Source organism: Thermoleptolyngbya sp. C42_A2020_037 (assembly GCF_015272455.1).
Taxonomy (GTDB): Bacteria; Cyanobacteriota; Cyanobacteriia; order Elainellales; family Elainellaceae; genus Thermoleptolyngbya.
This window is the reverse complement of record NZ_JACYLP010000012.1, coordinates 21,293-43,467: the sequence shown is the minus strand read 5'-3', so window position 1 is coordinate 43,467 and position 22,175 is coordinate 21,293. Positions and strand designations below refer to the sequence as shown.

The 22,175-nt window shown below is 54.8% G+C and carries 19 protein-coding genes; 7 read left to right on the top strand and 12 right to left on the bottom strand.

Going from position 1 to position 22,175, the window contains the following annotated elements; translation table 11 throughout:
• Positions 1–19: 19 nt before the first annotated feature.
• The 4 genes from IGS16_RS03520 to upp all read right to left on the bottom strand — a co-directional run bounded on the left by IGS16_RS03520 (position 20) and on the right by upp (position 3,255).
• A complete protein-coding gene (locus tag IGS16_RS03520; RefSeq protein WP_297083370.1) occupies positions 20–631 on the bottom strand; it encodes a 2'-5' RNA ligase family protein in 612 nt (203 codons plus the stop codon).
• 21 nt (positions 632–652) lie between these two features.
• The gene (locus IGS16_RS03515; RefSeq protein ID WP_297083369.1) at positions 653–1,123 is read right to left on the bottom strand and encodes a hypothetical protein; all 471 of its coding nucleotides are present in this window, start codon (positions 1,121–1,123) and stop codon (positions 653–655) included.
• A 281-nt stretch (positions 1,124–1,404) separates the two neighbouring features.
• Entirely contained in the window at positions 1,405–2,205 is an 801-nt protein-coding gene (locus tag IGS16_RS03510) for a hypothetical protein (protein WP_297083367.1), read from the bottom strand.
• A gap of 375 nt (positions 2,206–2,580) precedes the next feature.
• Entirely contained in the window at positions 2,581–3,255 is a 675-nt protein-coding gene (upp, locus tag IGS16_RS03505) for a uracil phosphoribosyltransferase (protein ID WP_297083366.1), read from the bottom strand.
• A gap of 416 nt (positions 3,256–3,671) precedes the next feature.
• Here upp and IGS16_RS03500 point away from each other — a divergent pair, with 416 nt between their 5' ends.
• The 3 genes from IGS16_RS03500 to IGS16_RS03490 all read left to right on the top strand — a co-directional run bounded on the left by IGS16_RS03500 (position 3,672) and on the right by IGS16_RS03490 (position 6,975).
• Complete coding sequence (locus IGS16_RS03500; protein ID WP_297083364.1) at positions 3,672–4,931, top strand: GTP cyclohydrolase II; 1,260 nt, start codon at positions 3,672–3,674, stop codon at positions 4,929–4,931.
• Between the two features lie 347 nt (positions 4,932–5,278).
• Positions 5,279–5,848 carry a hypothetical protein gene (locus IGS16_RS03495; RefSeq protein ID WP_297083363.1) on the top strand — a complete coding sequence of 190 codons (570 nt, stop codon included), beginning with the start codon at positions 5,279–5,281 and terminating at the stop codon, positions 5,846–5,848.
• 110 nt (positions 5,849–5,958) lie between these two features.
• Positions 5,959–6,975: a hypothetical protein gene (locus IGS16_RS03490; protein WP_297083361.1), complete on the top strand. Its 1,017-nt coding sequence runs from the start codon at positions 5,959–5,961 to the stop codon at positions 6,973–6,975.
• Positions 6,976–7,163: 188 nt separating this feature from the next.
• On the opposite strand, the gene IGS16_RS03485 is transcribed toward IGS16_RS03490, so the two are convergent.
• From IGS16_RS03485 to IGS16_RS03470, 4 genes are all read right to left on the bottom strand, one after another.
• The gene (locus IGS16_RS03485) at positions 7,164–8,897 is read right to left on the bottom strand and encodes a diflavin flavoprotein (protein WP_297083359.1); all 1,734 of its coding nucleotides are present in this window, start codon (positions 8,895–8,897) and stop codon (positions 7,164–7,166) included.
• A 187-nt stretch (positions 8,898–9,084) separates the two neighbouring features.
• Positions 9,085–9,627, bottom strand: coding sequence for a phosphate-starvation-inducible PsiE family protein (locus IGS16_RS03480; protein ID WP_297083358.1), 543 nt, complete (start codon positions 9,625–9,627; stop codon positions 9,085–9,087).
• A 106-nt stretch (positions 9,628–9,733) separates the two neighbouring features.
• Positions 9,734–10,315 (bottom strand): Uma2 family endonuclease, encoded by a 582-nt coding sequence (locus tag IGS16_RS03475; protein WP_297083356.1) that lies wholly within the window; start codon positions 10,313–10,315, stop codon positions 9,734–9,736.
• Positions 10,316–10,369: 54 nt separating this feature from the next.
• Positions 10,370–12,097 (bottom strand): diflavin flavoprotein, encoded by a 1,728-nt coding sequence (locus tag IGS16_RS03470; RefSeq protein WP_297083354.1) that lies wholly within the window; start codon positions 12,095–12,097, stop codon positions 10,370–10,372.
• A gap of 333 nt (positions 12,098–12,430) precedes the next feature.
• On the opposite strand from IGS16_RS03470, the gene IGS16_RS03465 reads away from it, so the two are divergent.
• Positions 12,431–13,489, top strand: coding sequence for a peptidoglycan-binding protein (locus IGS16_RS03465; protein ID WP_297083352.1), 1,059 nt, complete (start codon positions 12,431–12,433; stop codon positions 13,487–13,489).
• Between the two features lie 205 nt (positions 13,490–13,694).
• On the opposite strand, the gene IGS16_RS03460 is transcribed toward IGS16_RS03465, so the two are convergent.
• The gene (locus IGS16_RS03460; RefSeq protein ID WP_297083350.1) at positions 13,695–14,228 is read right to left on the bottom strand and encodes a hypothetical protein; all 534 of its coding nucleotides are present in this window, start codon (positions 14,226–14,228) and stop codon (positions 13,695–13,697) included.
• A 634-nt stretch (positions 14,229–14,862) separates the two neighbouring features.
• Here IGS16_RS03460 and IGS16_RS03455 point away from each other — a divergent pair.
• Together IGS16_RS03455 and IGS16_RS03450 are read left to right on the top strand one after the other, a co-directional pair.
• Entirely contained in the window at positions 14,863–15,393 is a 531-nt protein-coding gene (locus IGS16_RS03455) for a 2TM domain-containing protein (protein WP_297083348.1), read from the top strand.
• Positions 15,394–16,034: 641 nt separating this feature from the next.
• Complete coding sequence (locus IGS16_RS03450) at positions 16,035–17,558, top strand: serine/threonine-protein kinase (RefSeq protein WP_297083346.1); 1,524 nt, start codon at positions 16,035–16,037, stop codon at positions 17,556–17,558.
• Between the two features lie 16 nt (positions 17,559–17,574).
• On the opposite strand, the gene IGS16_RS03445 is transcribed toward IGS16_RS03450, so the two are convergent.
• Positions 17,575–18,912, bottom strand: coding sequence for an SLC13 family permease (locus IGS16_RS03445; RefSeq protein ID WP_297083345.1), 1,338 nt, complete (start codon positions 18,910–18,912; stop codon positions 17,575–17,577).
• Between the two features lie 180 nt (positions 18,913–19,092).
• On the bottom strand, positions 19,093–19,776 hold the full coding sequence (hpsU, locus tag IGS16_RS03440) for a hormogonium polysaccharide biosynthesis acetyltransferase HpsU (protein WP_297083343.1): 684 nt from the start codon (positions 19,774–19,776) through the stop codon (positions 19,093–19,095).
• A 355-nt stretch (positions 19,777–20,131) separates the two neighbouring features.
• On the opposite strand from hpsU, the gene IGS16_RS03435 reads away from it, so the two are divergent.
• The gene (locus tag IGS16_RS03435; RefSeq protein WP_068513336.1) at positions 20,132–20,452 is read left to right on the top strand and encodes a DUF1825 family protein; all 321 of its coding nucleotides are present in this window, start codon (positions 20,132–20,134) and stop codon (positions 20,450–20,452) included.
• 36 nt (positions 20,453–20,488) lie between these two features.
• Here IGS16_RS03435 and IGS16_RS22280 read toward each other — a convergent pair whose 3' ends face one another.
• The gene (locus IGS16_RS22280) at positions 20,489–21,475 is read right to left on the bottom strand and encodes an AAA family ATPase (protein ID WP_367185719.1); all 987 of its coding nucleotides are present in this window, start codon (positions 21,473–21,475) and stop codon (positions 20,489–20,491) included.
• Positions 21,476–22,175 lie beyond the last annotated feature (700 nt).

The following is a 22,175-nucleotide window of genomic DNA, read 5'->3' as shown; positions in this document are numbered from 1 at the left end:
GGGCGAGTTTTTTGAGAAATCACCCGATTGGGCGATCGCCCACGCCGATGACCCCGCCCGGTTCTGTGGACGGACAGGCAGGGGGCAGCAGCGCAAACTCCTGGTAAATCTGCCATTGATGTCCGTTGTGTTTCAAGAGCGTCAGGCGATCGCCCAGAAATTTCAAATCCAGTGGGCGTTCTTTCAACAAGGCCCAGGCTTGCTGAAACGTGTGGGGGGTGATGTTGCGCGAAGCGACCGTGACGTGGGGCGTAAACCGCCGCCGCTTTGCCTTGGGATCGACAATGCCCAGCGTTTGCTCTAAATGCTCCGCTAGGGCCGCCTGAAGCGCCAGCAGGGCCGGAGTCCTTTCGACGTGGATATACAACACGCGAGGCGAAAACTGGCCAAACCCTAACAGATGCACAGGAACGCTGCTCTGCTGCTGAGCAAAGGCGGCCAGTTCTTCGGTGAGGCGATCGGCGCGGGCCGGCGACCACTCAAACGGCGGCTGGAGCGTGACGTGGGGCGGTGCTTTGGCTGTGTGGGTCTGAAAGCGATCGCCCAATTCCTGAATTACGCCATTGGCATAGTCTTGAATGGCAGGGGGGGGAACCAGGGCAATGAAAAAGCGGGCGGTTGTATCAACCATGTTGGGGAAAAACAGGGGGCACTACATGGCGCTGAACCGGGGGTGCGATCGCAAGATTGTGGGTTCAAACTCTTGCGCCCACTGGATAAATGACTCCGGCAGGGCTTCAGAAGTTTGTCGAGTCAGCAGGGCGGTGTAGCGATTCTTTTGCCGCACCACCACTGCCCGATAGTCTGCACCATGAATCACCGCATGACGAAACCCGTCTAGCTTTAGCGAAGACATCAGCAACGATTGCAACCCCAGCGCCTGAAAGATGGTTTGCACCCAACTGACATCACTGCTTTCGGCCGTGGTGAAGTATTCCTTTGGCAGTCCGCTCAGATCAAAAATAGCAGCCCCGATCAAGTCATCGGTGTATTGACTACTGGAGGCTTGGCGTTGGGTCTCTTCCATGAGGGAGCTGCTGACCAGCATCGACGGGGCTTGGAGATGCACGACAGGATGTACAAGCGGCTGTGCAACAGGCGGATTGGCAACAGGGTTGTTCACACCGACTCACCTCAAGCGAAAAGACCACATCCAGAAAGCATCACACTCTCATCATTCCCAATCTAGGAACGGAATCACCGGGGAACGACCGTAGAATTGCCTGTTGCACCGTGAACCTATGTAATGTTTGCATAATGCAAACGCCGCTTAATGTAATGCTTTGATGACGCTTTGATGACGCTGGCGCAAAGGATTTTCGCTTTGTCAGATTTTTTTGCCAGATTTTTTTGCCAGACTCTTTCACCAGCTTTTTTTGCCAGACTTTTGACAACCCTATCAGATTAAGCGGCCTGCTCAAAAGACGGGCGACGCACCATATACACCACCAGCCCTACAAACGGCACCAGACGGGCGATCCAGCCAATTGCTGGGTTGACCCACTGGCGACGAGCCATGTCATCGGACACCAGCCATCCTTGAAATACCCAAAATACGAGCAGGTCGATCAGGAAAGAATAGGCGAGGCGATCGCCCTGCAATATTTCTACCAGGCTGGCCCAGCGCGTCGGCCCGTCGCCAAAGTCAGGGCGGGCTGCTATTGCCCAAATGACGGATGCCAGGGCGATCGCCCCCAGCACCAGCGGCCAGGCTCGGCTTTCGGTGATTCGCTCCAGACGGTTCAGCGGCAGGATCGGCGGCTCTGGGTTGGGTCGCCGCAGCGCCAGCCAGGGCAGATAAAATACGTTCGTCAAAAACGCCGTGCCCAGCAGAAAGGGCAACATCGGCAGCCGCTGCCCGCGTCCATCCGTCGCAAAGCCCCAGAACAGCAGCCCCCAGCCCACGGTCAGGTTGAATAGCGCCTCTAGCCCTGGATGCAGCACCGGCGCTGCCGAGGGAAACAAGGCAGGCAGCACCAGCCCAAAGTTCAAGCTCAGGGCGATCGCCTCTTGTAGGGTGGCCGGCGACGTGTGCGGCAACGACGGCCCCGGCGGCAGATCGCTCAGCAGCACATAGCCAACGTAGATCAGCCACACGAGCCAGATCAGAGGCGAAACCCAGATCACTTGGGCGGGGCGATCGCCTTTGGTTTGTGCCAAAGAATCGCCCGGTACACCAGCAGTTTGCGAATCAGAAGTTGGCATCACATCAAATGTGTTCCAGGTACAGGAATCGAGTTTAGATTTTGGATTTTAGATTGGCGATTTTAGATTGCTAGCCCAAGCGTCTGTAAGGCTTTCAGCGATTTCATTGGTCGCACTGTTGGCGCGGATTGATATCTAGAACGGTAAGTTACGCGATGTGCAACTTTCAATCTGCCCTCATCCCCCAGCCCCTTCTCCCGACCTGGGAGAAGGGGAGCAAAAGAGGCTTGAAGTCCCTCTCCCAGAGCGGGAGAGGGATTTAGGGCGAGGGGGATCGGCAAATGTACATCCTGTGTAAGTTGGCTCAGCAAGAAGGCACGTCAGCCTTGCTAGAATGCCCCTTCAAGCCTGACCGTGGTTCTTGACCCCTGACCCTTACTTCGTTCCATAGAGGCGATCGCCCGCATCGCCCACACCAGGAACAATGTAGCCATGCTCATCCAGTCGCTCATCCACCGCAGCCGTGTAAATGGGCACGTCGGGATGCTGCTCATGAAAACACTGGATGCCTTCTGGAGCCGCCAGCAGGCAGACAAACTTGATCGATAGCGGATTGGCTTCCTTGAGGCGATCGACGGCGGCGACGGCCGAGTTGCCCGTAGCCAGCATCGGGTCTACAACGAGCATGTCGCGGTGTTCGGTGTCGTTGGGCAGTTTCAGGTAATATTCCACCACCGTCAGCGTGGTCGGCTCTCGATATAGCCCGATATGCCCAACTTTTGCAGTGGGAATTAGCTCTAACATGCCATCCAGCAAGCCCTGACCCGCCCGCATGATCGAGACAATTACCATGTTTTTGTCGGCGGCCAGCACGGGTGCTTCCATCTCGGCCAGGGGCGTGCGGATTTTTTCGTACTTCACCGGCAGATCACGGGTGACTTCATAAGCCAGCAGCATGGAAATTTCCTTGAGCAGCCGTCGAAAGTCTTGCGTGTGGGTGTCTGACCGGCGCATCAGGGTGAGTTTGTGTTGCACCAGCGGGTGCTTGATGACGTTAACTTCAGCCGGAAAGACAATCGATGAGGATTGAGATGGGGGTTGCTCGGACACGATTTTTACCAGACCTTTGACCAGACGCGAGTTTTTGCAGTGCAGCCTGAATTTCTCATGGCCCGATTTTAGTGCATCTCATCGATAGGCGATCGCCCTTCTTGCTCCGTTCTTGCCTGAAACTTGCGATTCTCCAGCCAGGTTCTTTCTTCAGGGCTTTAACGGCTGAGAAATCAGATGCTACAATCTCGCTTTACACAATTCAGCGAGTCTTACAGCATTTTCTTGCAGGGTGAGATACGCGCTGTCCTGTAAAGACCAAGGTTTCGTAGCTTTCTGCATACCTCACTCGCTTCAAGAACGCTGTATCAGCCAGTCTTAGGCCGTCCCATTAGCTAGCCTCAACGTTGCCAATCTTAAAACGGACTAAAGAACTTGCTAAAGTTTGTGAATCATTCTCAGGGTGTCTTTTCGCTATGACAGACGCACAATCCAAAGCCAAGCCCAAACACATTATTCTCACGTCGCATCGCAATCGCCTGGGAGCCAAGACTACGCCAATTCACTGGGGCGCGGCCGATCCGGTCGAGCGCGGCCCCATCATTGGCTCGGTTCGCAGCACGGCTCAGCGCAATGTAATCGGCACGCACGGCGGTTCCTACAGCGTCTATCGGGCGCTGGCGGTGGCCAGCGGGGTGCTTGATCCAGAGCATCGGGCGGATTTGACGAATACTTCTCCGGTTTCGGCAATTGGCCCCTACGCCAGTTGGAAAGATCCCGAAAAGATTGTCTCGCTTGATCCGTGGGGGGCGATCGCCAGCGAGATTTTTGCGCCCCATTTCCCCAGCGACTACGACATTCGCCCCACCATCGCCATCACCAAGGCGCACATCTTCATTCCCGAACTGCGCGACGAAATCGCCAGCGGCCGTCTGCGGGTAGACGGCAAGATTCTCAAAGAAGACGGCAATTTGGTGGTAACCAAGGCCGCCATCGACCCGGTGTGGTATCTGCCGGGAATTGCCAAACGGCTGGAGGTCGAAGAATGGGAACTACGCCGTATTTTGTTCCAGCAGACGGGCGGCATGTTTCCTGAACTGGTGACGCGCCCCGATTTGCAGGTGTTTTTGCCACCCATCGGTGGCACCACGGTCTACATTGTCGGCGACGAAACAACCATTGGCGACCCAACCAAGCCGCTGGCCGTGCGGGTGCATGACGAATGCAACGGCTCCGATGTATTTGGCTCTGATATTTGCACCTGTCGCCCCTATCTGGTGCATGGCATTGAAGTCTGCATCCAAACTGCTCAGGAAGGCGGTGCAGGTGTTATCGTCTATTGCCGAAAGGAAGGTCGAGCCCTGGGCGAAGTGACCAAGTTTCTGGTCTATAATGCCCGCAAACGCCAGGAAGGGGGCGATCGCGCGGATGCCTATTTCCTGCGAACCGAGTGCGTCGCGGGTGTGCAGGATATGCGTTTCCAGGAACTCATGCCCGACGTGCTGCACTGGCTGGGCGTGAGCAAGATCGATCGACTGGTGTCGATGAGCAATATGAAATACAACGCGATTACTCACGCGGGCATCGAAGTTGTGCAGCGAATCCCAATCCCGCCAGACCTGATTCCCGCCGACGCGCAGGTAGAAATCGAAGCCAAAAAAGCATCGGGCTACTATTCCGAAAACGGCGTGCTGACGACCGACGCGCTGGCGCAGGTGAAGGGACGGGATTATTAGGATTTTGGTAAGGGTTCAAGGGTTTTAGAACAATTGAATTGCGGGCGATCGCGGGCTGAAGGGTGTGGTTTTACAGGCAACCCTGAAACAGCCCGCTTTCGGTATTTGTACGCGGGTAATTGAGTACTATCCACCGAGGTTTTGGAAAAACTTGCCAAAACTTGCCAATTTAATCACCAAAATCACAGAAAAAACACAAATTTCTCCTGTTAGGCTTCATGTTTGATAGGGAAATATAAAGATATAGCGCTTCATAACGGCGATCGCCCCCTCAAGTAAAAGATAGTTTCTGCGACTTTAACCATACTTGAGAAGCGAGTACATATGAACTTGGTTCTGGGAGAAATATGGCTAAGCAGTCTAAGTCAGCTACGTCTAATGCGTCTAAATCGAAGAAACGCCCCAACGGAAATCAGGTACGAGCAAAGATTCGGGCGATCGCTCAAGAGTTTAACTATGACGAGCAGGTTCTATTGAATTTGGCCGAGTTTGTTAACGGTGGCGAGTTTAAGCCCGTGGAACCGGGTATGCAAGAACTGAAGGAAGCTGTAATCGCTGCATTTAACTGCGCTTCCTACAATGAACTCAAGAAGAATGGGAGCTTCCAACTCTTTGTACAAGACCAAGGCTTGAAAATGAATTCTAAAGAAGCCTGGTTAAAGGTTTATCGGAAATTTGTAGGTCTTCCCGATAGCGAACGTGATGCAATTAGCTCGACATCAATCAATGGGGTAGACGTATTGCGAAACTTCTTGCCCTGGAAAGTATTTGATTTGAACCCTCAGACCGCGACTGCCGAAGACATCAAAGCAGCATTCAATAAGCTTGCGAAACAACATCATCCAGATCATGGTGGACAAGCTGAAGTTTTTGAACAGTTGAAAATCATGCGCGACAGCTTATTGGCTGCTTTCTAGAGTCAAGAACAAATATTTGATAGAGAGCCAATAATACTTCTAGAGTTGCTCTCTAGCTTGTTGTGCCAGGTTTATTGTTCGTCTGACTTTTCACAGGATTGGATTGCAAGATGAGAAAGTTCAATATCACTGACAAAGAATTGGCAGAAGCGCTAGACATCAGCCTCGATAAACTAGCAGATATCTGCGAGTTTTTTGATTCTGATCCTGATGATGACTGGGATCTAAAAGAGGGTGAGCATTTTACTTGGGCAACACATGGAGCAAGGGTTTTCAGCCCAGAAGGGGCCGTAGAAATTTGTAACTATCTTGAGGAGAATAAAGAAGAGAGACCGTTCTTTAAACGATTTGAGAGATGGATTTTTAGGCGCGATCAACGCTTAAAAGGACTAATGATCTCGAAGAGAATTCAGGAGGTTAGCACTTTAGAAGGGCAACTTGTCTTTGTAAACGGGAGAGCTTTTTTGTCTCCACGAGCCTGCCGCGATGTACTGGGCTTGGGCAAGCGGCAAGATGTTCTTAATCGAGCATTTCAAGAAGTACAGAGACCAAAAGATGGTAATACTGAGCGGGAATCTCTCAAGCCTAGAGAAGATTTTTTTGATGAGGAGACTAAAGGTAGACACTTTAGCGGTACTGGGATTGCTCTAATCAGCAAGCATTTGGGCAGCAGCCTGACTCAGAAGCATCGTAGAGAATGGATGAAAGTCGTTTCAGAGTATGCACCTAAAGCTTTGGGCACTCTGGAAAAACATGAAATGGAAAGAAAGAAGCGGATTGAGGCCGCAATGGAGAGGGTTCGCAAACAAGCAAATGGAAAGTGCCAGCTAACGGGTCGTCGTAAGAGTGTTGATAAATTTGACTTGGAAGTCCATCACCTCTTTGATAAATGTGCCTATCCTCAACTTGCAGACATCGAGACCAACTTAATCGCAATTCGTTCTGATATTCATGCTCATTTTCATAAATGGATGGGCGGTAGCCATGTCTCTTGTACTGTAGAGGACATGGAAAGATACATCGAAGAGTTTGGTACTTCGCTTTTCTCAGGCGATGATGCGGAGAAGGCCGTGCTAGCAGCGCAGCGTCTCTCCAGTGCCAAGAAAATGCTTCGGGCACTTCTTTAGACTAAAGATTTCAAATGCAAAGCGATCGCCCTTGCTGCTAAAGAGCGATCGCTATTGGTTGTTCTCTCACCTGTTTCGGGGCGATACCCGCTGCGGAATGGATACGCGCAGCGCTTGCGGAAAATCATGTCGGGAGTGCGTTTTGGGGGGTGTTTGACGGGCAGCGGGCGTTGAAGGATGAGCGGGAATTAATAATACGTTCCCGATTTGCGGTGCTGAACCGCCGTCACGCCCACGGTTTCCAGCACTTTTCCGTTGTCTACGCTGGCGTAGATCAGCCAGTGATCGCCGCACTCCATCCGGTTTTGCACCTGGCATTCTAGATAGGCGATCGCTTCGTCCAGCACCAAGCAGCCGTTGCTGGCGGGGTGATGAGCCACGGCTGCAAAACGATCTTCTCCGGGCTGCATCGGCTTTTGGAAATGGCGGCGCAGGTTGCGACCCTCTTTGAGAATATTCAGCACGAAGCCGTCGCCGGTTTCGGGCAGCAGCGCTTCGGCCTGGTCTTTGGCAAGGGCGATGGTCAGCCCCGGCGGATTGAAGGTCGCCTGCGACACCCAAGAGGTAAGGATGCCGATGTCGGCGGTGCCTTGTTTTGCCGTCATGACGCAGAGGGAACCTGTGACCCGACCAACCGCCTGTTCCGTGCGATCGCTCCTAGCATCGGCGGCGGGCTGGCGCAGGGTGCGACTTTTACGGGTTTTCTTCAGGATTTGGGCAAATTCGGCTCCGGCGGCTTCGCACTGCTGCAAGACTTCTTCGGTCGGCGAAAACTTTACCCGCAGCGTCTCAAAGCCCAGCGTATAGCCCGCATCTTGCAGCTTGCTCTCTAGCAAGTCCACTGCTTCGCCGCTCCAGCCAAAGGAGCCAAATACGCCCGCTAGCCGAGTTTTGGGTGCAGTAGACAGGACGATGCCCAGAGCGGTCTGAATCTGGCTGGGGGGATGGCCTGCCAAGGTGGGGGAACCGATGATAAAGCCATCGGTTTTGGCGATCGCTGCTGTAATCTCATCCGGGTCGGCAAACTCGCAGTTGATCGAGGCCACCGTTACGCCGGCCTGGGTCAGCCCACGGGCGATCGCCGCCGCCATCGTGGCCGTGTTGCCATAGGCGGAGGCATACAGCAGTGCCACGCTGAAGTCCTGCTGATCTTGCTGCTCGCACCAATAGCGATAGTCAAACACCAGACGGCTGGCGCTGTAGCGCACCAACGGCCCGTGCCCCGGAGCCAGAATCAGCGCCGACTGAGTGACTTCGGCCAGGCGATCGAGGGCGGACTCCACCTGCTTAGACTGGGCGGCATGGATGCAGTCGAAATAGTAGCGGCGGTCATCGGTGAGCGATCGCCAGTGTTCGTCATACAGCGCGTCATCACACACATGCGCCCCAAACAGCTTGTCGCTATACAGGATTCGGGTCGCAGGGTCGTAGGTGCAGAGCGCATCGGGGTGGCGCGGCGTGGGCGTGGGGATAAAGTGCAGGCAGTGTCCCTGTCCCAGGTCGATGGTGTCCTCTGCATTCGCCACCAAAATCCGCAGCGCCTGCTCTGGAAACGACTCCCGCAGCACCACCTCTGCGGCACGGGTGCAGACAAAGGTAATCTGTGCTGCTACTTCGGGGTTGAGCAAGTCCTTCAGCGTAGATAGCCGATTAGGGTTGACGTGGCTGAGAATGACATAGTTGATCCGCTGGAGGTAGACATGGTGCGCCAGCTCCTCGATAAACAGCCCGCTGAAGGAGGCTCCAGGCGGATCGATGAGGGCAGTCTGGTCTGCCTGGATCAGGTAGGCGTTGGCAGTGGTTCCCTTTTGGCGGGCGTATTCCACCTCAAACTTGAGTCGGTCAAAGGTGCGCGATCGCAGCACTAGAGTATTTGCACCGACTTCCGCCACTTGCACGTCTTTGGGTCTTAGCTCAGCCATAGGAAATCCTTAGTGTGGCAAGGGTTGGGGACAAGTGAAAAAGGGTTAAAAGAAGAGGATCGCGCTGGGGCTACAGCATTCCTCTGTGGAGAAAGGTACGCGCTGCCTCAAAAGAGCAAATAGCCTATAACTGCCCGCGTACCTAACTAACTTCAGAAACGTGATCAGCGCCTCGCGAGGAAAGAGCCTAGGGGCTAGTATCTCTCATCTGGGTGGCCCGATCGCTAGTCCGAGAGGGAAACTCGCCCCAGGCAGCGCGGCGACGGCTAGACACGAACTTTTCTGGGTCGATGCCCTCAAAGGTGGGTGGCAGCCACACCCGCACCACCAGCAGCAGCGCCATCACCACCAAAAAGGCGCAGGCCGAGAGAATCTGCGTAGAAGACGTTTCCAACACGCCGCGCACAATCACTTCGCGCAGCACCGACACGATCGAAACCTCAACTGCCACGCCAATCGACACGCGCTGTTCTTGCAGGTAAATAATCAACAGCCGAAATAGTTCCACCAAAATCAGCAGAAACAGAATATCGGCGGTGACTTCTTGAAAATTGAGCGGTGGCAGCAGCGACAGAAACATCTGGCGAATTTGCAGCACCATGAAGCTAAACAGCCCTACGCAGAGCGAAATGACAATCCAGTCTTGAATGGTTTCGAGGGCGTGAACTAGATGATCGCGGGTGAGCCAGGAGAGGCGATCGCCCGAATCAGACTTAAGCGGCGTTTGCATGGAAATCCTCCAGCCTTGGGTGTTTTTTTCCACCTTAGTTCAGCCTGATTTATAGGTAAAGAGTTTTTGCATTCAATTAAGTTATAAGTAGAATTCAAAATTTCAGTTACTCGGACAGCCAGATTTCCGATAAATCCAGCACAAAACCGGGAAGAAGGCCTTCCTCCGATAGCGATGCAGGGTTTTCCAGGCGTTCTGGCGGGCGATCGCGCCGATACACCTCGACCTGTCGCGTCCTGGGGTCGATTAGCCAGCCCAACACCAAGCCATTTTCGACATATTCCCGCATCTTGGCTTGCAGCACGGGCCAGTCGTCCGACTCGGAACAAAGCTCAATGACAAAATCTGGACAGAGCGGCGGAAACCGCTTGCGATCCTCAGGCGTTAGGGCATCCCAGCGCTCTTGTCGAATCCAGGCTGCATCGGGCGATCGAATTGCACCATTGGGCAACCGAAAGCCAGTAGACGAGTCGAAGGCAACGCCTAGCTTGGCCGCACGGTTCCAAATGCCCAAGTCTGTAATGATTTCCAGATTTCGGTTTCCGGTTTCTCCGCCTGTGGGTGGCATCAGAATCAGTTCTCCTGTTGCAGACCGCTCGATTCGCACATCTCGATTTGCCCGCGCCAACTGCTCGAACTGCTCGTCGGTCAGTGCGATCGCCGTTCCCAGGTGGAGAGTGAGGTTCATTCACGATTCGGGTGAGAGGGGTTGTCTCTAATGTTGTCTCTAATAATGTTGTCTCTAATAATGATTACCCACTTTGCGGTGGTGAACCGCCGTCAGCGAGTCGGGCTTGGAGACGCGGCCCGTGTCTACGCGGCTATAGACGATCCAGTGGTCGCTGCACTCCATCCGGCTGACGACTTCGCACTCCAGGTAAGCGAGGGCATCGGCCAGGATGGGCGAGCCGTTGGCAGCGGGGTAGGTTTTGATGCCTGCAAAGCGATCGGCACCTGGCGGGAAGCGCTTTAGGAAGTGCTTCATGAGCGGCTGATAGTTGCCTTCTTCCAGCACGTTCAGCACGAAGCGATCGCCCACATGCATAAAGGAGCCAATCGCCCGGTCTTTGGCCACCGCAATAGAAATACCCAACGGTTCCAGGCTGGCCTGGGCCACCCACGAAGCCAGCATCGCGCTGGCGGCATCGTTCTTTTGGGCAGTGATAATGTAGAGTCCGCCGCTGAGGCGACCGAGGGCCTTGTCCAGGTCATTGTCGAGGGACTTCATTTGCTTGATCGAGCGATCGCGCGTTAGCCATTGCCCCAGGTCGGTTCCAGCTTCGTCGCAGAGTTGCAGCGTCGCATCGGTCGGCGCTTCCTTGATCAAAATCGGCGCAAAGGCTTCTGTCAGGCCAATTTCCTGGAAACGATTTCGCAGTGGGTAGACCGATTCGTCATCACTGCCGCCGCTTTCAAACAGACCGACGGCTTGCTTGGCGTGGGCCGCGGCCAGGATGGTGCTGAGGGCGGCTTTGGTAGAAACTGCATCAGGGCCAGACTGTGGCGGCATCCCAATCACCAGTCCCGCAGCAATGCTCACCAGCACGCTGATTTCGTGGGGTTCTGCCACCTTCAAATCCACCAGTTCCACAGCCACGTCGGTCTTGCTAACGCCGTGGGCGATCGCCTGGGCCAGTCGTTCGCTGTGGGCATAGTCAGCGGTGTAAAACACGGCGACTGTGGTGGCCGCTTTGGCCTGAGCCTGGCTCCAGTCGCGGTAGAGATCCATCATTTCGGGAACGTGGTGGCGCAGCAGCGGCCCATGCCCCGTGGCAATGGTCTGAATTTCCGGCAGTTCGCCAATCCGCTTCAGCGCGGCCAGCACCGAGCGGGCATTGGGCCCCATCAGGCAGTCGTAATACAGCTTATAGTCGGCCTCCAGCGGCGCAAGGTCTTCGTCGTAGGTGCGCTCGTCGCAGAAGTGCATCCCAAAGGCATCGCAGGTGTAGAGGATCTGCGTCTTGTGGTCATAGGTGAAGATGGTGTCGGGCCAGTGCAGGTTAGGCGCAGACACGAATTCCAGTTCGTGACCCTGACCCAAATCGAGGCGATCGCCGCTTTTTACCAGCTTGCGCTCGAAGGGCTGATGCACTAGGTCTTCGAGGAACTGGATCGCCACCTTTGCGCCAACGACGGTGATTTTCGGGTTCAGTTGCAGCACGTCCTTGACCAAACCGCTGTGGTCGGGTTCCGTATGGCTGATGATGAGATAGTCGATCTCGGCGGGATCGATTAGCCCGGTGAGGCAGTCCAGATAAAGCTGGCGGAACTTTTCGTGGGAGGTATCAATCAATGCTACCTTGTCGCCACGAATCAGAAAGGAGTTGTAGGTGGTGCCGTTTTCTAGGGCGAACTCGATGTCAAAGCGATCGCGATCCCAGTCGAGGGAGCGAATCGCGGTCGTGTCTGCTGCGAGGGGCGCAGTTTGGAGGGTGAGTCGCTTTTGGGCGCGGTCTACCAGAGCCACCATATACCTAGAACCTCCGGGTGATAAACAAAAGTTCTGCCAGAAATAGCCAGATGCAAAAGTCGATTAATAGTGATCGATTGCGAAAATTCGTTAAGCAACCTGTCTCTATTATCACCCCGCTCCTGAGGGTTTTGTAAACTTTCAATAAGTAAACTTACTTATTAATAAAATCTATATTCTATGGTCTATTCTATAGGTTTTATAAATTTTTCTGACTGAACTGCACGACTAGCCATCGCTATTCTTCCAAAAATTCCTGCTTCGGCTCTCAGAAATTGACATAGAATGACGGCGATTCTCCTCATCCTCTAACGCGCTTTTTAGCCATTCGCCATGTCCTTACGTCTTTTTCTACAGTCCGGCGTTGCAGCCTGCGGCCCAATCGGCTCGACTCGCTCTCTGGCGTTTTGGCTAGGGGTGGCGATCGCCAGCCTGTTTGCCACGGTTTCCCCCTCCCTAGCGCAATCCGTCGGATCGCCCGCAGCCGGATCACCCACGCTGGGGCAGCCGATTCGGCTCAGTCAGTCCGCCCTCGACGACACGCTCCAACTCAACGACAGCAGCGATGCCGTTGCCCAACTGCAAACCCGGCTGACGCAATTGGGCTACTACAGCGGGCCAATTTCGGGAACCTTTGGGCCGCTGACGCAGGAGGCAGTCATTAAATTTCAGGAGGCGCAAGGTCTGACTGCTGATGGCATTGTGGGGCCAGCAACGGCATCGGCGTTGGCCCGTGCAGGGAGTCCTGCGTCGGGGGCGGCTTCGTCGTCCGATTCTCTTCTGCAAGTGGGAGATGCAGGGCCAGCGGTGACCGCCCTGCAACAGCGGCTAGCTATAGCAGGTTACTATCAGGGCACAGTGGACGGCACCTTTGGCCCCCAGACGGAAGCGGCGGTGCTGGCTTTTCAGCAGGCCCAGGGGTTAACGGTAGACGGCATCGCGGGGCCGGCGACCTTGGCGGCGCTGGCAAATGCCCCCCAGGCGATCGCCCAACCCAGCCCCCCCGCCACACCTTCAGTCAATCCTCAGGGTTCTGCCCAGCCTGTTTCTCCGCAGCCGATTACCGCTGCGCCGCCGCTCGTCCAGTCCGCCCCTGTCGAACAGCCCGGACTAGTGACGACCCCACCGCCCGGAGTCGTTGACCCAGCCAGCCCGGTCGTCTCTGTGCCGCCAATCGCCCCTACCGCACCTCCCATTGCCGCCGCCCCGCCAGTCTCACCCAATCCCGTATTGCCGCCGCCCAGCGCAGGCGTATTGGAGTTGCAAAAGCAGCTATCGGAGCGGGGGTTGTATCAGGGGCCGCTGGATGGCGTGATGGATTTGGCTACTCAGCAGGCAATCGAGCAAGCGCAGCGCAACTATGGACTGAGCCTAGGAGATTGGGCCCCTTAGGCGCGGTTGTGTTGATTTTGGATTTTGGATTTGCGGTTTTGGATTGCTAGTCCACCGTTTGTAGGTCTTCTAGTAATTTCAGTGGTCGCTGTGCCTAAGAGAAGGGAACCTCGCAAAGCAAAACAGCGTGCAGCACTTGTCTACACGCTGTCTAGTATTCACTAAAACCAGGTTTCTATCCCCTGGAGCTATTTGCGGCTTAGGGCTAGTCGATGAAGCCCATCAGCACGTCGCCCGTTTCGTTGGCAACATCGTTGGAGGCGATGGGGCGACCGCCGGGCAGCAGCGAGGCTTCGAGCAGGCGCGGATCGCTAGCGACGATGGGGCGACCACCAGGCAAAGTCAGATCGTCGCGCACCAGTAGATCAGTTGCAAATACCGGCCGCTGTCCCGGCAGCACGTCGTCCAGAACTTGCAGGCTGCTGGCTTCAATAGGGCGGTTGTTCAAAATCGTGCCATAGACCTCTAGCTTGCCTGCGGCAATGGGGCGCAGACCGGCCACCGAGAAATTTTCGTAGACTTCCATCTGAGCAGGGCCCACGGGGCGATCGCCCACATATCCCGACAGTTCACCTGCCTTCTTTCGCGGCTGCACCGAAAGCGCCGTTACATCGCTCGTATTCTCAGCAGGGGTTGTTTCTTCGGGTTTCACAGTATTTGCCACGTCACTCACAGATTCCTCCTTTGGGGCACTTGCCACACCGCGCCCATTGCTTTGACCGACCTCAGCACCTTCCATCTGATAGGCACTCCTTATAAAACGACGATGGTTAAATATTTCTCAGAATCTTTCAGATATCGCTAAACGCCTTAAAAGCCCTTTGCTAGAGTCCGTCTACCAACACAATGGTTCCCTAAAACGTCAGTTCCCTAGAAGCGAACCTGCTTCCAGTAAGTCTATAAAAACCGAACTCCCCATGCCGTTTCTCGAAGTGCAAACTCTTGAGCAAAGACTTCCAGGCCAAGTGTCAAAACTGAATGCGTTGACACGACTTGCTCAGGGCACATCGCTAAGAGCAGGGTCGGCAGGCGAAACTAGACCAGTAGCGCTTGCTACGCTTAGCGTCGGTTAGCCATATTATACGGGCTTGCGGCCCTAGCTTAACTTCAGTGTCTCCTATCAAAATCATAGTAATAATTTAATAACTTTTTGAAATACCTTAACAAAGAAAAACTTATCGTTTAGTAGAACACCCGAACTTAAATCTAAACCTAAGTGGCTCGGAAATCCACACCTGTCGCTGTCGGATGCCCCGCTGCAATTCTGCGCGTATTTTGCGTATAACAGAGAATGCAACTCCTTTCCAGGTTATGGCTCCATGAAACCGCGTACAGCATCTCCTCTAGGCTCGCCGTTTGATTCGCCCCAGGTCATGGTTGACGCGAGCGCGACGGATGAGAGATTTGGCGAGGGCAGCAGGATGGAGTTTTATAGCCAGGACGAAGTGCAGCATATCCTTCAGGTGGCGATCGCCCGCCAGGCTCGGTCTTCTGGCACGGTGGAGCATCTGACTCGTGCCCAACTGCTGGAAATTGCAGAGGAACTGGGGATTTCTCCCAGCGAACTCCACGAAGCCGAAATTGAGTGGCGGGCCCAAAGCGGCGAGATGCAGGAGCGGCAGGCGTTTGACCAAGCGCGGAAGGGGCGGTTTCAGCGGCGAGTCACGCGCTATTTGATTGTCAACGGATTTTTGGCGGGCTGTGCGCTGCTGGCGAGTGGCGGCGCGAGTATTATGGGCGTGCCCTACATTGCGCTGTTTTGGGGCATGTTTTTGGCGCTGGACGGCTGGAATACCTATGGACTGACGGGCGATCGCTATGAAGATGCCTTTCGCAGGTGGCAACGTCGCCATCGCCTCAAGCGCTCTGTACATTCATTGCTGACCCGCTGGCTCAAGCCTTAGCATGTTTTCCAAAAAACCAAGGCTTTACGCTAACCCTTAAACGGTTGCATGAGTTGGTTGCATGAGTTGGTTGCATGAGTTGGATTAACTGTTGCCCTATCAAGATTTGTGGGAATTTTAGCGATAGGTTTCCCCAATTTTGAGCGCCGGTCATGGGCAAGCTGCTGTTGCGGGTCGTCCGCTCAAAATTTTGATGGCAGGGTCGCCGAAGCGCTACCGACTGGCTAGAATGACAGTTATCGCCACATCTGGTGAATTTCGCAGACTACAGCGCCCGTCCTTTATTCATCATACGTTCAGGTCGTCGCTACACGGCTGTTCCTCTTGCAGGATTCAGCAGTGTTCTCTGGTGCAGCCTCCGCCCTGCGTCGTCCTGAGTATTCTGCAAAGTCTTGCGGAAAAGTCTTGCGGATCTGGATCGGGGTTCATTACTCTGCTGGGCAGGCGCTCTAGCCTTTTGGGTCAGCAAGTTGCGGTTTCCTGTAGCGTCCTGAAGCCAGTCCCTCTTGCAGGTGACCTCAGCAGCCAGCGGTTTGAAAACCGGAAGTTTTGAAAACCGGACGCATGGTTAGGGCGATCGCCCCTCTCCTGATTACTCCCTTACTCCTTGCCAGGTCGAATTCATCGGAGCCTTGAGTCGGATGCCGTCAGACCCGAATATTGGTCGCATACTTCAGAATCGCTATCAGCTTGTAGGCTTGCTCGGTCAGGGGGCGATGGGAAAAGTCTATAAAGCGGAAAACAATTTGCTGGGCGGGGTGCCTGTGGCAGTCAAGTTTTTGTCGCAAACCCTGCTGAACCAAAAGATGCGCGATCGCTTTATGCGAGAAGCCACCACCTGCGCCCTGCTGGGACAGCGGAGTATGCACATCGTCAAGGTCACCGACTACGGCGTAGACGAAGACGAAATTCCCTACTACGTGATGGAGTACCTCCAAGGGGATAGCCTGAGCGAAATCATTATGCGCCAGCCGCTGCCCCTGCCCCGCTTTTTGAACCTGACGCGCCAAATCTGTCTGGGCTTGCAGTGTGCCCATGAGGGCATTCCCATTGACGGCGAAATTTGCCCGATTGTGCATCGCGACATTAAACCCAGCAATATTCTGATTACTCGCGATGCGAGTATGGGCGAGGTGGCAAAAATCCTGGACTTTGGGATTGCTAAGACGCTCCAGGCTGACAGCAACCAGACCAACTGTTTCATGGGCACGCTGGCTTACTCTTCACCAGAGCAGATGGAGGGACACGAGCTAGATGCTCGCTCTGACATCTACAGCCTGGGCGTGATGATGTTTCAAATGCTGACGGGCAAGATGCCGCTGAATGCGGATACCCACAGTTTTGGCGGCTGGTATCGTGCCCATCATCAGCAGCCGCCGCGCTCTTTGACCGAGGCTAATTCTAGCCTGCGCGTGCCCAAGGCGCTGGAAACGCTGATCATGAGCTGTCTGGCCAAGTCGCCGGGCGATCGCCCCCAAAGCGCCAACGAAGTCATCAAGCAACTGAAGCCGTTCGAGGAGCGCTACATTCCAGGACGTAACGTGGCAGCGGTCATCGGAGACACGCTCCACAAAGTGCCCGTTAGTAAGACCAAACTGCCACCGCCATCTGACACAATCGGCCGAGCCTATTCCTGGCCCGCCAACAAGCCCATCGGCGACATCTCGTTCCCCAATCCCGTCCGGACTGATCAGGGAATACTGCCCAGCATCTGGGTCATGCTCTCAGAAAAAGAAATCTTTTCTCGCCATGCCTGCACTCGCTACAACCAGTTTCTTTTTGCCCCGTCACCACATCCGTCGCTCCTCTGGCTAACGGTGCTATATACGCGCAGTGCGGGCGCACGCTGGCTGTCTTGCTATCTGGACTTGAAAACGCCACAGGGAAAGCAGATGGTGCGACTGCTCAGCGAGTCGGGGCAATATCGCCTGCTGTTTTTTGCCCAAGAGGAGCCGCAGCGCTGTGCCCACGTCATGACCTCGACTATTGCACTGGCTCAATGTGAACGGCTTAAGCAATGGCTGACAATGGGCCAAATGACCCCTGGGCTTAACCAGTTCAACGCCACGAAAAATCAGCTCAAACTGGCGCTGGAAGATCTGAAGCCCAAGATTTTGATGAAGCTCGAATCGCTTTATGATGACGGCGTTGACCTGTCGGGCTGAGCGAGTCGCAGAAACCTCAGAGCAAAAAGCGCACGGTGACAAACAGAGCGCTGGTAATCAGTTGCGCCACCATCACCGGAAAGCCGTAGTGAAAAAACCGCTTGAAGGAGATGCGGCGGCCGTGCTGCTCGGAAATGCCAGCGGCGACGATATTGGCCGACGCGCCGGCCAGCGTGCCGTTGCCACCCAGCGTTGCGCCAAACATCATGGCGTAAAACAGCGGCAGCACCTCTGGCGGAAACTGACCCGCATAGCTCGGTTCCAGCACTTCTTGTCCTGCCATGCCCACATTCACCAGATATTGCTTCAGCAGGGGCACCATTGCCACCACCAGCGGAATGTTGGGCACGACGCTGGACAATAGCCCCACTAAAAACAGCAGCAGGATGGAACCCAGGAAAATGTTTTGTCCCAAAATTGCTGCCAGGATGCCAGAGATGCCGCCGATCACGCCAGTCTTTTGCAAGCCGCCAATCAGCACAAAAATCGACATAAAGAAAATCAGCGTACTCCAGTCCACATCGCGCAGGATGTTGTTGAGCGTATCAATTTTGCTGTGGTGGGCCAGCAGGAGGGCCAGCGCTGCGCCCATCAGCGCCACGCCCGCCGGGGAGACAGGGACGGGCAGCGACTCGCCAATGACGAAAAATACCAGCACCAGCGCAACGATAATCGCGCCGACGGACAGGACGCGGGGATGATTGATTTCTGGGTGGGGCAACTGGTCGAGGTTGGTTAGCTCAGTCCGCCAGATTTTGCGAAATAGGACAGGGGTCATGACCAGAATAGTGAGCAGGGCGATCGCCCCTCCCAGGCTCAATCGGCTGAGATACTCGACGAAGCTGATATTAATGGCATCGCCCACAATAAACGTTGCCGGATCGCCCACCAGCGTCAGCAGACCCGCACTATTGGACACCAGCACCATCAAGATCAGCAGCGGCACAAAGTCTACGCCCACGTCGGCCGCCAAAGGGGGCAACAGCGGAGCTAGCAGCATGACCGTCGTGGCATTGGGCAAAAAGGCGCAGACCAAGGAGGTGATACCTGTAATCGCTAACAAAAGCCGATTTCCCTTGCCTTTGGCAAGGATGACCATTTGCGTGGCTAGATAATCGAAAATTTTCGTTGGCTCAAACGAGCGCACCAGCACCATGACACCAAAAAATAGGGCGATCGTGGAATAGCCTGCGCCAATGTAGCCAATCGCTTCGTTGAGCGTCATGACGTTGGTAAACACCAGCAGCAGCGCCCCCAGAAAAGCGGCGATGGTGAAGTGTATCCACTCCGTCATGACCAAAAAAATAACCGTGCAAAACAGGCCCAGAGCAAGAATTGCGGGTGTGTTTTCCAAGGCTGTTCTCCCTGTATGGATGAGTGGTAGGCAATGAACCGGAGCGGAGATCAGGGAACGACTGCATTAAAGTTCAGCCTTTAAGTGTCTCCTTAGGTGACGGTTTGACGCAAGGGGAATAGAGAATAGAGGGCGTGTTTTTTGGGACGTGGGAAACCAGGGAATTTTCGGACACTTGGCTTAGTGTAATTCGGGCTTGGGCAAAATTTGGCGATCGCCCCTCACTTGGCAGGGCGACCCCCAGCATACGGTCTGCGCGGGCATGGAGTGAAACACGGCGCTGCGGGCCCCGATGACGGTATTCGCCCCAATTTTGACCCCCGGGGCGATAAAACAGTCAGCAGCAATCCAGGCTCCGTTGCCGATGGCGATCGCCCCAGTGATCAGCCCAAAGGCGGGATCGGTCACGTCGTGGCTGCCGGTACACAGGTAAGTCTTTTGAGAAATAACGCAGTGCGTCCCCACCCGAATCGGGGCAAGGCTGTAGAACACCACGTCATCCCCCACCCAGCTATGGTCGCCAATCTCGACTTTCCAGGGATAGGTGAATCGAGCCGTGGGGCGAATCACCACACCCCGCCCGATTTTTGCCCCAAATAACCGCAGCAGGGCCCGGCGCGGCGCATGGTGACTATGCAGCGTCAGCGGAAAGGCGATCGCCTGCACCACCCACCACAGCATCACCACCCAGCCGGGCCGCCCCCGCACAAAACCTCGTGGGTCATATTGCCGCAAATCTATCAAGGGCGGCGCATCCAGCACAGGTTCTAGCCTTTCCCCGTCTGCCCCTGGCCTCTGTACTGCCGCTGACTCAATCGGTATCGGGTTGCTCAACTCAGCAGAATCTTGTTTTTTTCCTGCCATTGAGTCTTCCTCCCATCCAAACCTTGAGTCGGGCATCGCGAAATCCTGCAATTCAAAAGCGTGCGATCGGCAACGACGAAACTGATGGGAATCCGCAAAACACCCACGAGAAACGCCGCCAAACTCGCAGCAGTCTGCGTCTCTTGCGTCTCTAAAGTAGCGTTTTCCGCACTTCAGCCGTCCCTGGCTTCTGCCGTAAGATGTAAGGTAAATCGGCTGTTTGCGGTGCAGCCTGAGATGCCGCCACTTGGCGCTAAGTTTCTGCACCCGATTTTTGCACTCAGCAACCTGCATTGAACATTGAAGTCGATATCGTTCAGCATTTTGGTTCAGTTTTCGGAAGGTGGGGCTGACAATGGGATTTTTCGATTCTGAAATCGTTCAACAAGAGGCGCGTCAGCTATTTGAGGACTATCAATCGCTGATGCAACTGGGGTCGAGCTATGGCAAGTTTGACCGCGAAGGAAAAAAGATTTACATCGAGCAGATGGAATCGATGATGGAGCGCTATCGCATTTTTATGAAGCGCTTTGAACTGTCGGAAGATTTCACGGCACAAATGACCGTCGAGCAGCTCAAAACCCACCTCGGTCAATTTGGCATCACGCCCCAGCAAATGTTTGACCAGATGCACGCGACGCTAGAACGCATGAAAGCGGAGCTAGAGAAGGGTTAAAGGTTAGTTAAAGGTTAGAGGTTGTGTGCCTCAACCTTAACTCTCACCGCTCTCGCGAGATGCTAGTTCTTGCCAATCCACCTTGCCCGCGTGGATACTGGCCTGTTCGGTAGGAATATCTTCGGGCAGCAGCGTGGTCAGCACTTCGTCGGTGAGGTTGGAGAGAACTGCGAGGCGGTTGGCCTGCTTTTCGATGGTTTTTTCAAACAGGTTGCGGACGGTGCGCCCGTTGCCAAACGTGCGATCGCGCTTCACATACAGCGCCTCGAAGCGTTTCAACAGCGTATCGCGGGCTTCGGGCGTGAGCGTGAAGTGGTTCTTCTTGCCCATATTTTCAAAAATTGCCAGCAGTTCCTCCGGCTTGAAATGGTCGAAATAGAAATAGCGATTAAAGCGCGACTTCAGCCCTGGGTTTGATTCGATAAACACCGACATCTCATCGGTGTAGCCCGCAACAATCACCACGAGGCGATCGCGATAGTCTTCCATTCGCTTCAGCAGCGTGTCGATCGCCTCCTGCCCGAAGTCCTTGCCCGTTTCTGGGGGCACCAGCGCATAGGCCTCGTCGATAAACAGCACCCCATCCAGCGCTGAGGTCACCACTTCATCCACCTTTTTCGCCGTTTGCCCCACATAGCCCGCCACCAGCCCCGCGCGATCGGTTTCGATCAGGTGCCCCTTTTTCAAAAAGCCTAACCCCTGAAAAATCCGGCTCATGATGCGGGCAACAGTTGTTTTCCCGGTTCCCGGTGGTCCGCAAAACACAGAGTGCAGCGACACCTGGGTTTGCGCCAGCCCGCGCTCCTGTCGGATTTTCTGCACCTTTAGGAAATTGGTCAGGGTTTTCACCTCTTCTTTGATATTGTCCATGCCGACGAGTTCATCCAGCTCCGCCAGCGCCTTTTGCAAGATCTCGTCAAGTTCTTCTGGTGTTTTTTCTGGCACTGCCGCTGCATCTGGGGTGCTGGAGTCAGCGGGCGGTTGGTCAGGGCCGCCTGTGGTCTGAGGCAGGGGCCTTGGCAGGGCACTGGCTAGACCCTTTTCGTAGCTTTCTAAAGGAGCAATGCTATGCAGCCCTTGCCAAATTTTCGACAGCGCTTCCATTTCCTGCATGGAAATCACGTCGTCTGCCTTAGCCACCACCTGCGCGAACTTATAAATCACATTCACTGCTTCGCCGAGGAAATCCGTCCCCTTTTCCTCATCCAGTTTTTTTACCAGCGAGGGCAAGCTGAGCTGATCGGGTTGAGAAGAGGCTTTGACCCGATCCAGGATGGTTTGCAGCGTAATTTTTTGATACTTGAGGCGATCGTCGCTGGAAAACTCCCACTTGCTATTGGCAATGCTGAGGGTGTCTTTGTCGTCGCGGATTAGCGCGTCCATCATCAGGTAGGCCAGCAGTTCTGCTGACCCAATTTCCTTGTTGCTGCGGCTGCAAATCTGCACCACTTTGGCAAAATCCGTCAGCGCAACTTCTGCGAGGCGAGGGTCGTGCTTGAGCAATGGCGCAAGGGATTTGTGCAGGTCAGTCACATCTTGCCGCACTTGCCGAAAGCCAACGATTTGCCGAAAATCCACAGAATCCTCCTGGGCCGCTAGAGAAACCGTCTTAGCAACGTTGGCACAACGCCGGGAAAACGGTGGCACAACGTCGGGAAAAGCTGTAGATATCTTAATCGTTTGCTGCGAATAGCGGCGGCCGCAAACCTGCTAGGATGGGCAA

Excerpts from the sequence above, each read along its gene's own strand:
- IGS16_RS03520 (WP_297083370.1), bottom strand. The coding sequence starts at position 631 with ATGGTTGATACAACCGCCCGCTTTTTCATTGCCCTGGTTCCCCCCCCT.
- IGS16_RS03510 (WP_297083367.1), bottom strand. The coding sequence starts at position 2,205 with ATGCCAACTTCTGATTCGCAAACTGCTGGTGTACCGGGCGATTCTTTG.
- IGS16_RS03500 (WP_297083364.1), top strand. The coding sequence starts at position 3,672 with ATGACAGACGCACAATCCAAAGCCAAGCCCAAACACATTATTCTCACG.
- IGS16_RS03495 (WP_297083363.1), top strand. The coding sequence starts at position 5,279 with ATGGCTAAGCAGTCTAAGTCAGCTACGTCTAATGCGTCTAAATCGAAG.
- IGS16_RS03490 (WP_297083361.1), top strand. The coding sequence starts at position 5,959 with ATGAGAAAGTTCAATATCACTGACAAAGAATTGGCAGAAGCGCTAGAC.
- IGS16_RS03485 (WP_297083359.1), bottom strand. The coding sequence starts at position 8,897 with ATGGCTGAGCTAAGACCCAAAGACGTGCAAGTGGCGGAAGTCGGTGCA.
- IGS16_RS03480 (WP_297083358.1), bottom strand. The coding sequence starts at position 9,627 with ATGCAAACGCCGCTTAAGTCTGATTCGGGCGATCGCCTCTCCTGGCTC.
- IGS16_RS03475 (WP_297083356.1), bottom strand. The coding sequence starts at position 10,315 with ATGAACCTCACTCTCCACCTGGGAACGGCGATCGCACTGACCGACGAG.
- IGS16_RS03470 (WP_297083354.1), bottom strand. The coding sequence starts at position 12,097 with ATGGTGGCTCTGGTAGACCGCGCCCAAAAGCGACTCACCCTCCAAACT.
- IGS16_RS03465 (WP_297083352.1), top strand. The coding sequence starts at position 12,431 with ATGTCCTTACGTCTTTTTCTACAGTCCGGCGTTGCAGCCTGCGGCCCA.
- IGS16_RS03460 (WP_297083350.1), bottom strand. The coding sequence starts at position 14,228 with ATGGAAGGTGCTGAGGTCGGTCAAAGCAATGGGCGCGGTGTGGCAAGT.
- IGS16_RS03455 (WP_297083348.1), top strand. The coding sequence starts at position 14,863 with ATGGTTGACGCGAGCGCGACGGATGAGAGATTTGGCGAGGGCAGCAGG.
- IGS16_RS03450 (WP_297083346.1), top strand. The coding sequence starts at position 16,035 with ATGCCGTCAGACCCGAATATTGGTCGCATACTTCAGAATCGCTATCAG.
- hpsU (WP_297083343.1), bottom strand. The coding sequence starts at position 19,776 with ATGGCAGGAAAAAAACAAGATTCTGCTGAGTTGAGCAACCCGATACCG.
- IGS16_RS03435 (WP_068513336.1), top strand. The coding sequence starts at position 20,132 with ATGGGATTTTTCGATTCTGAAATCGTTCAACAAGAGGCGCGTCAGCTA.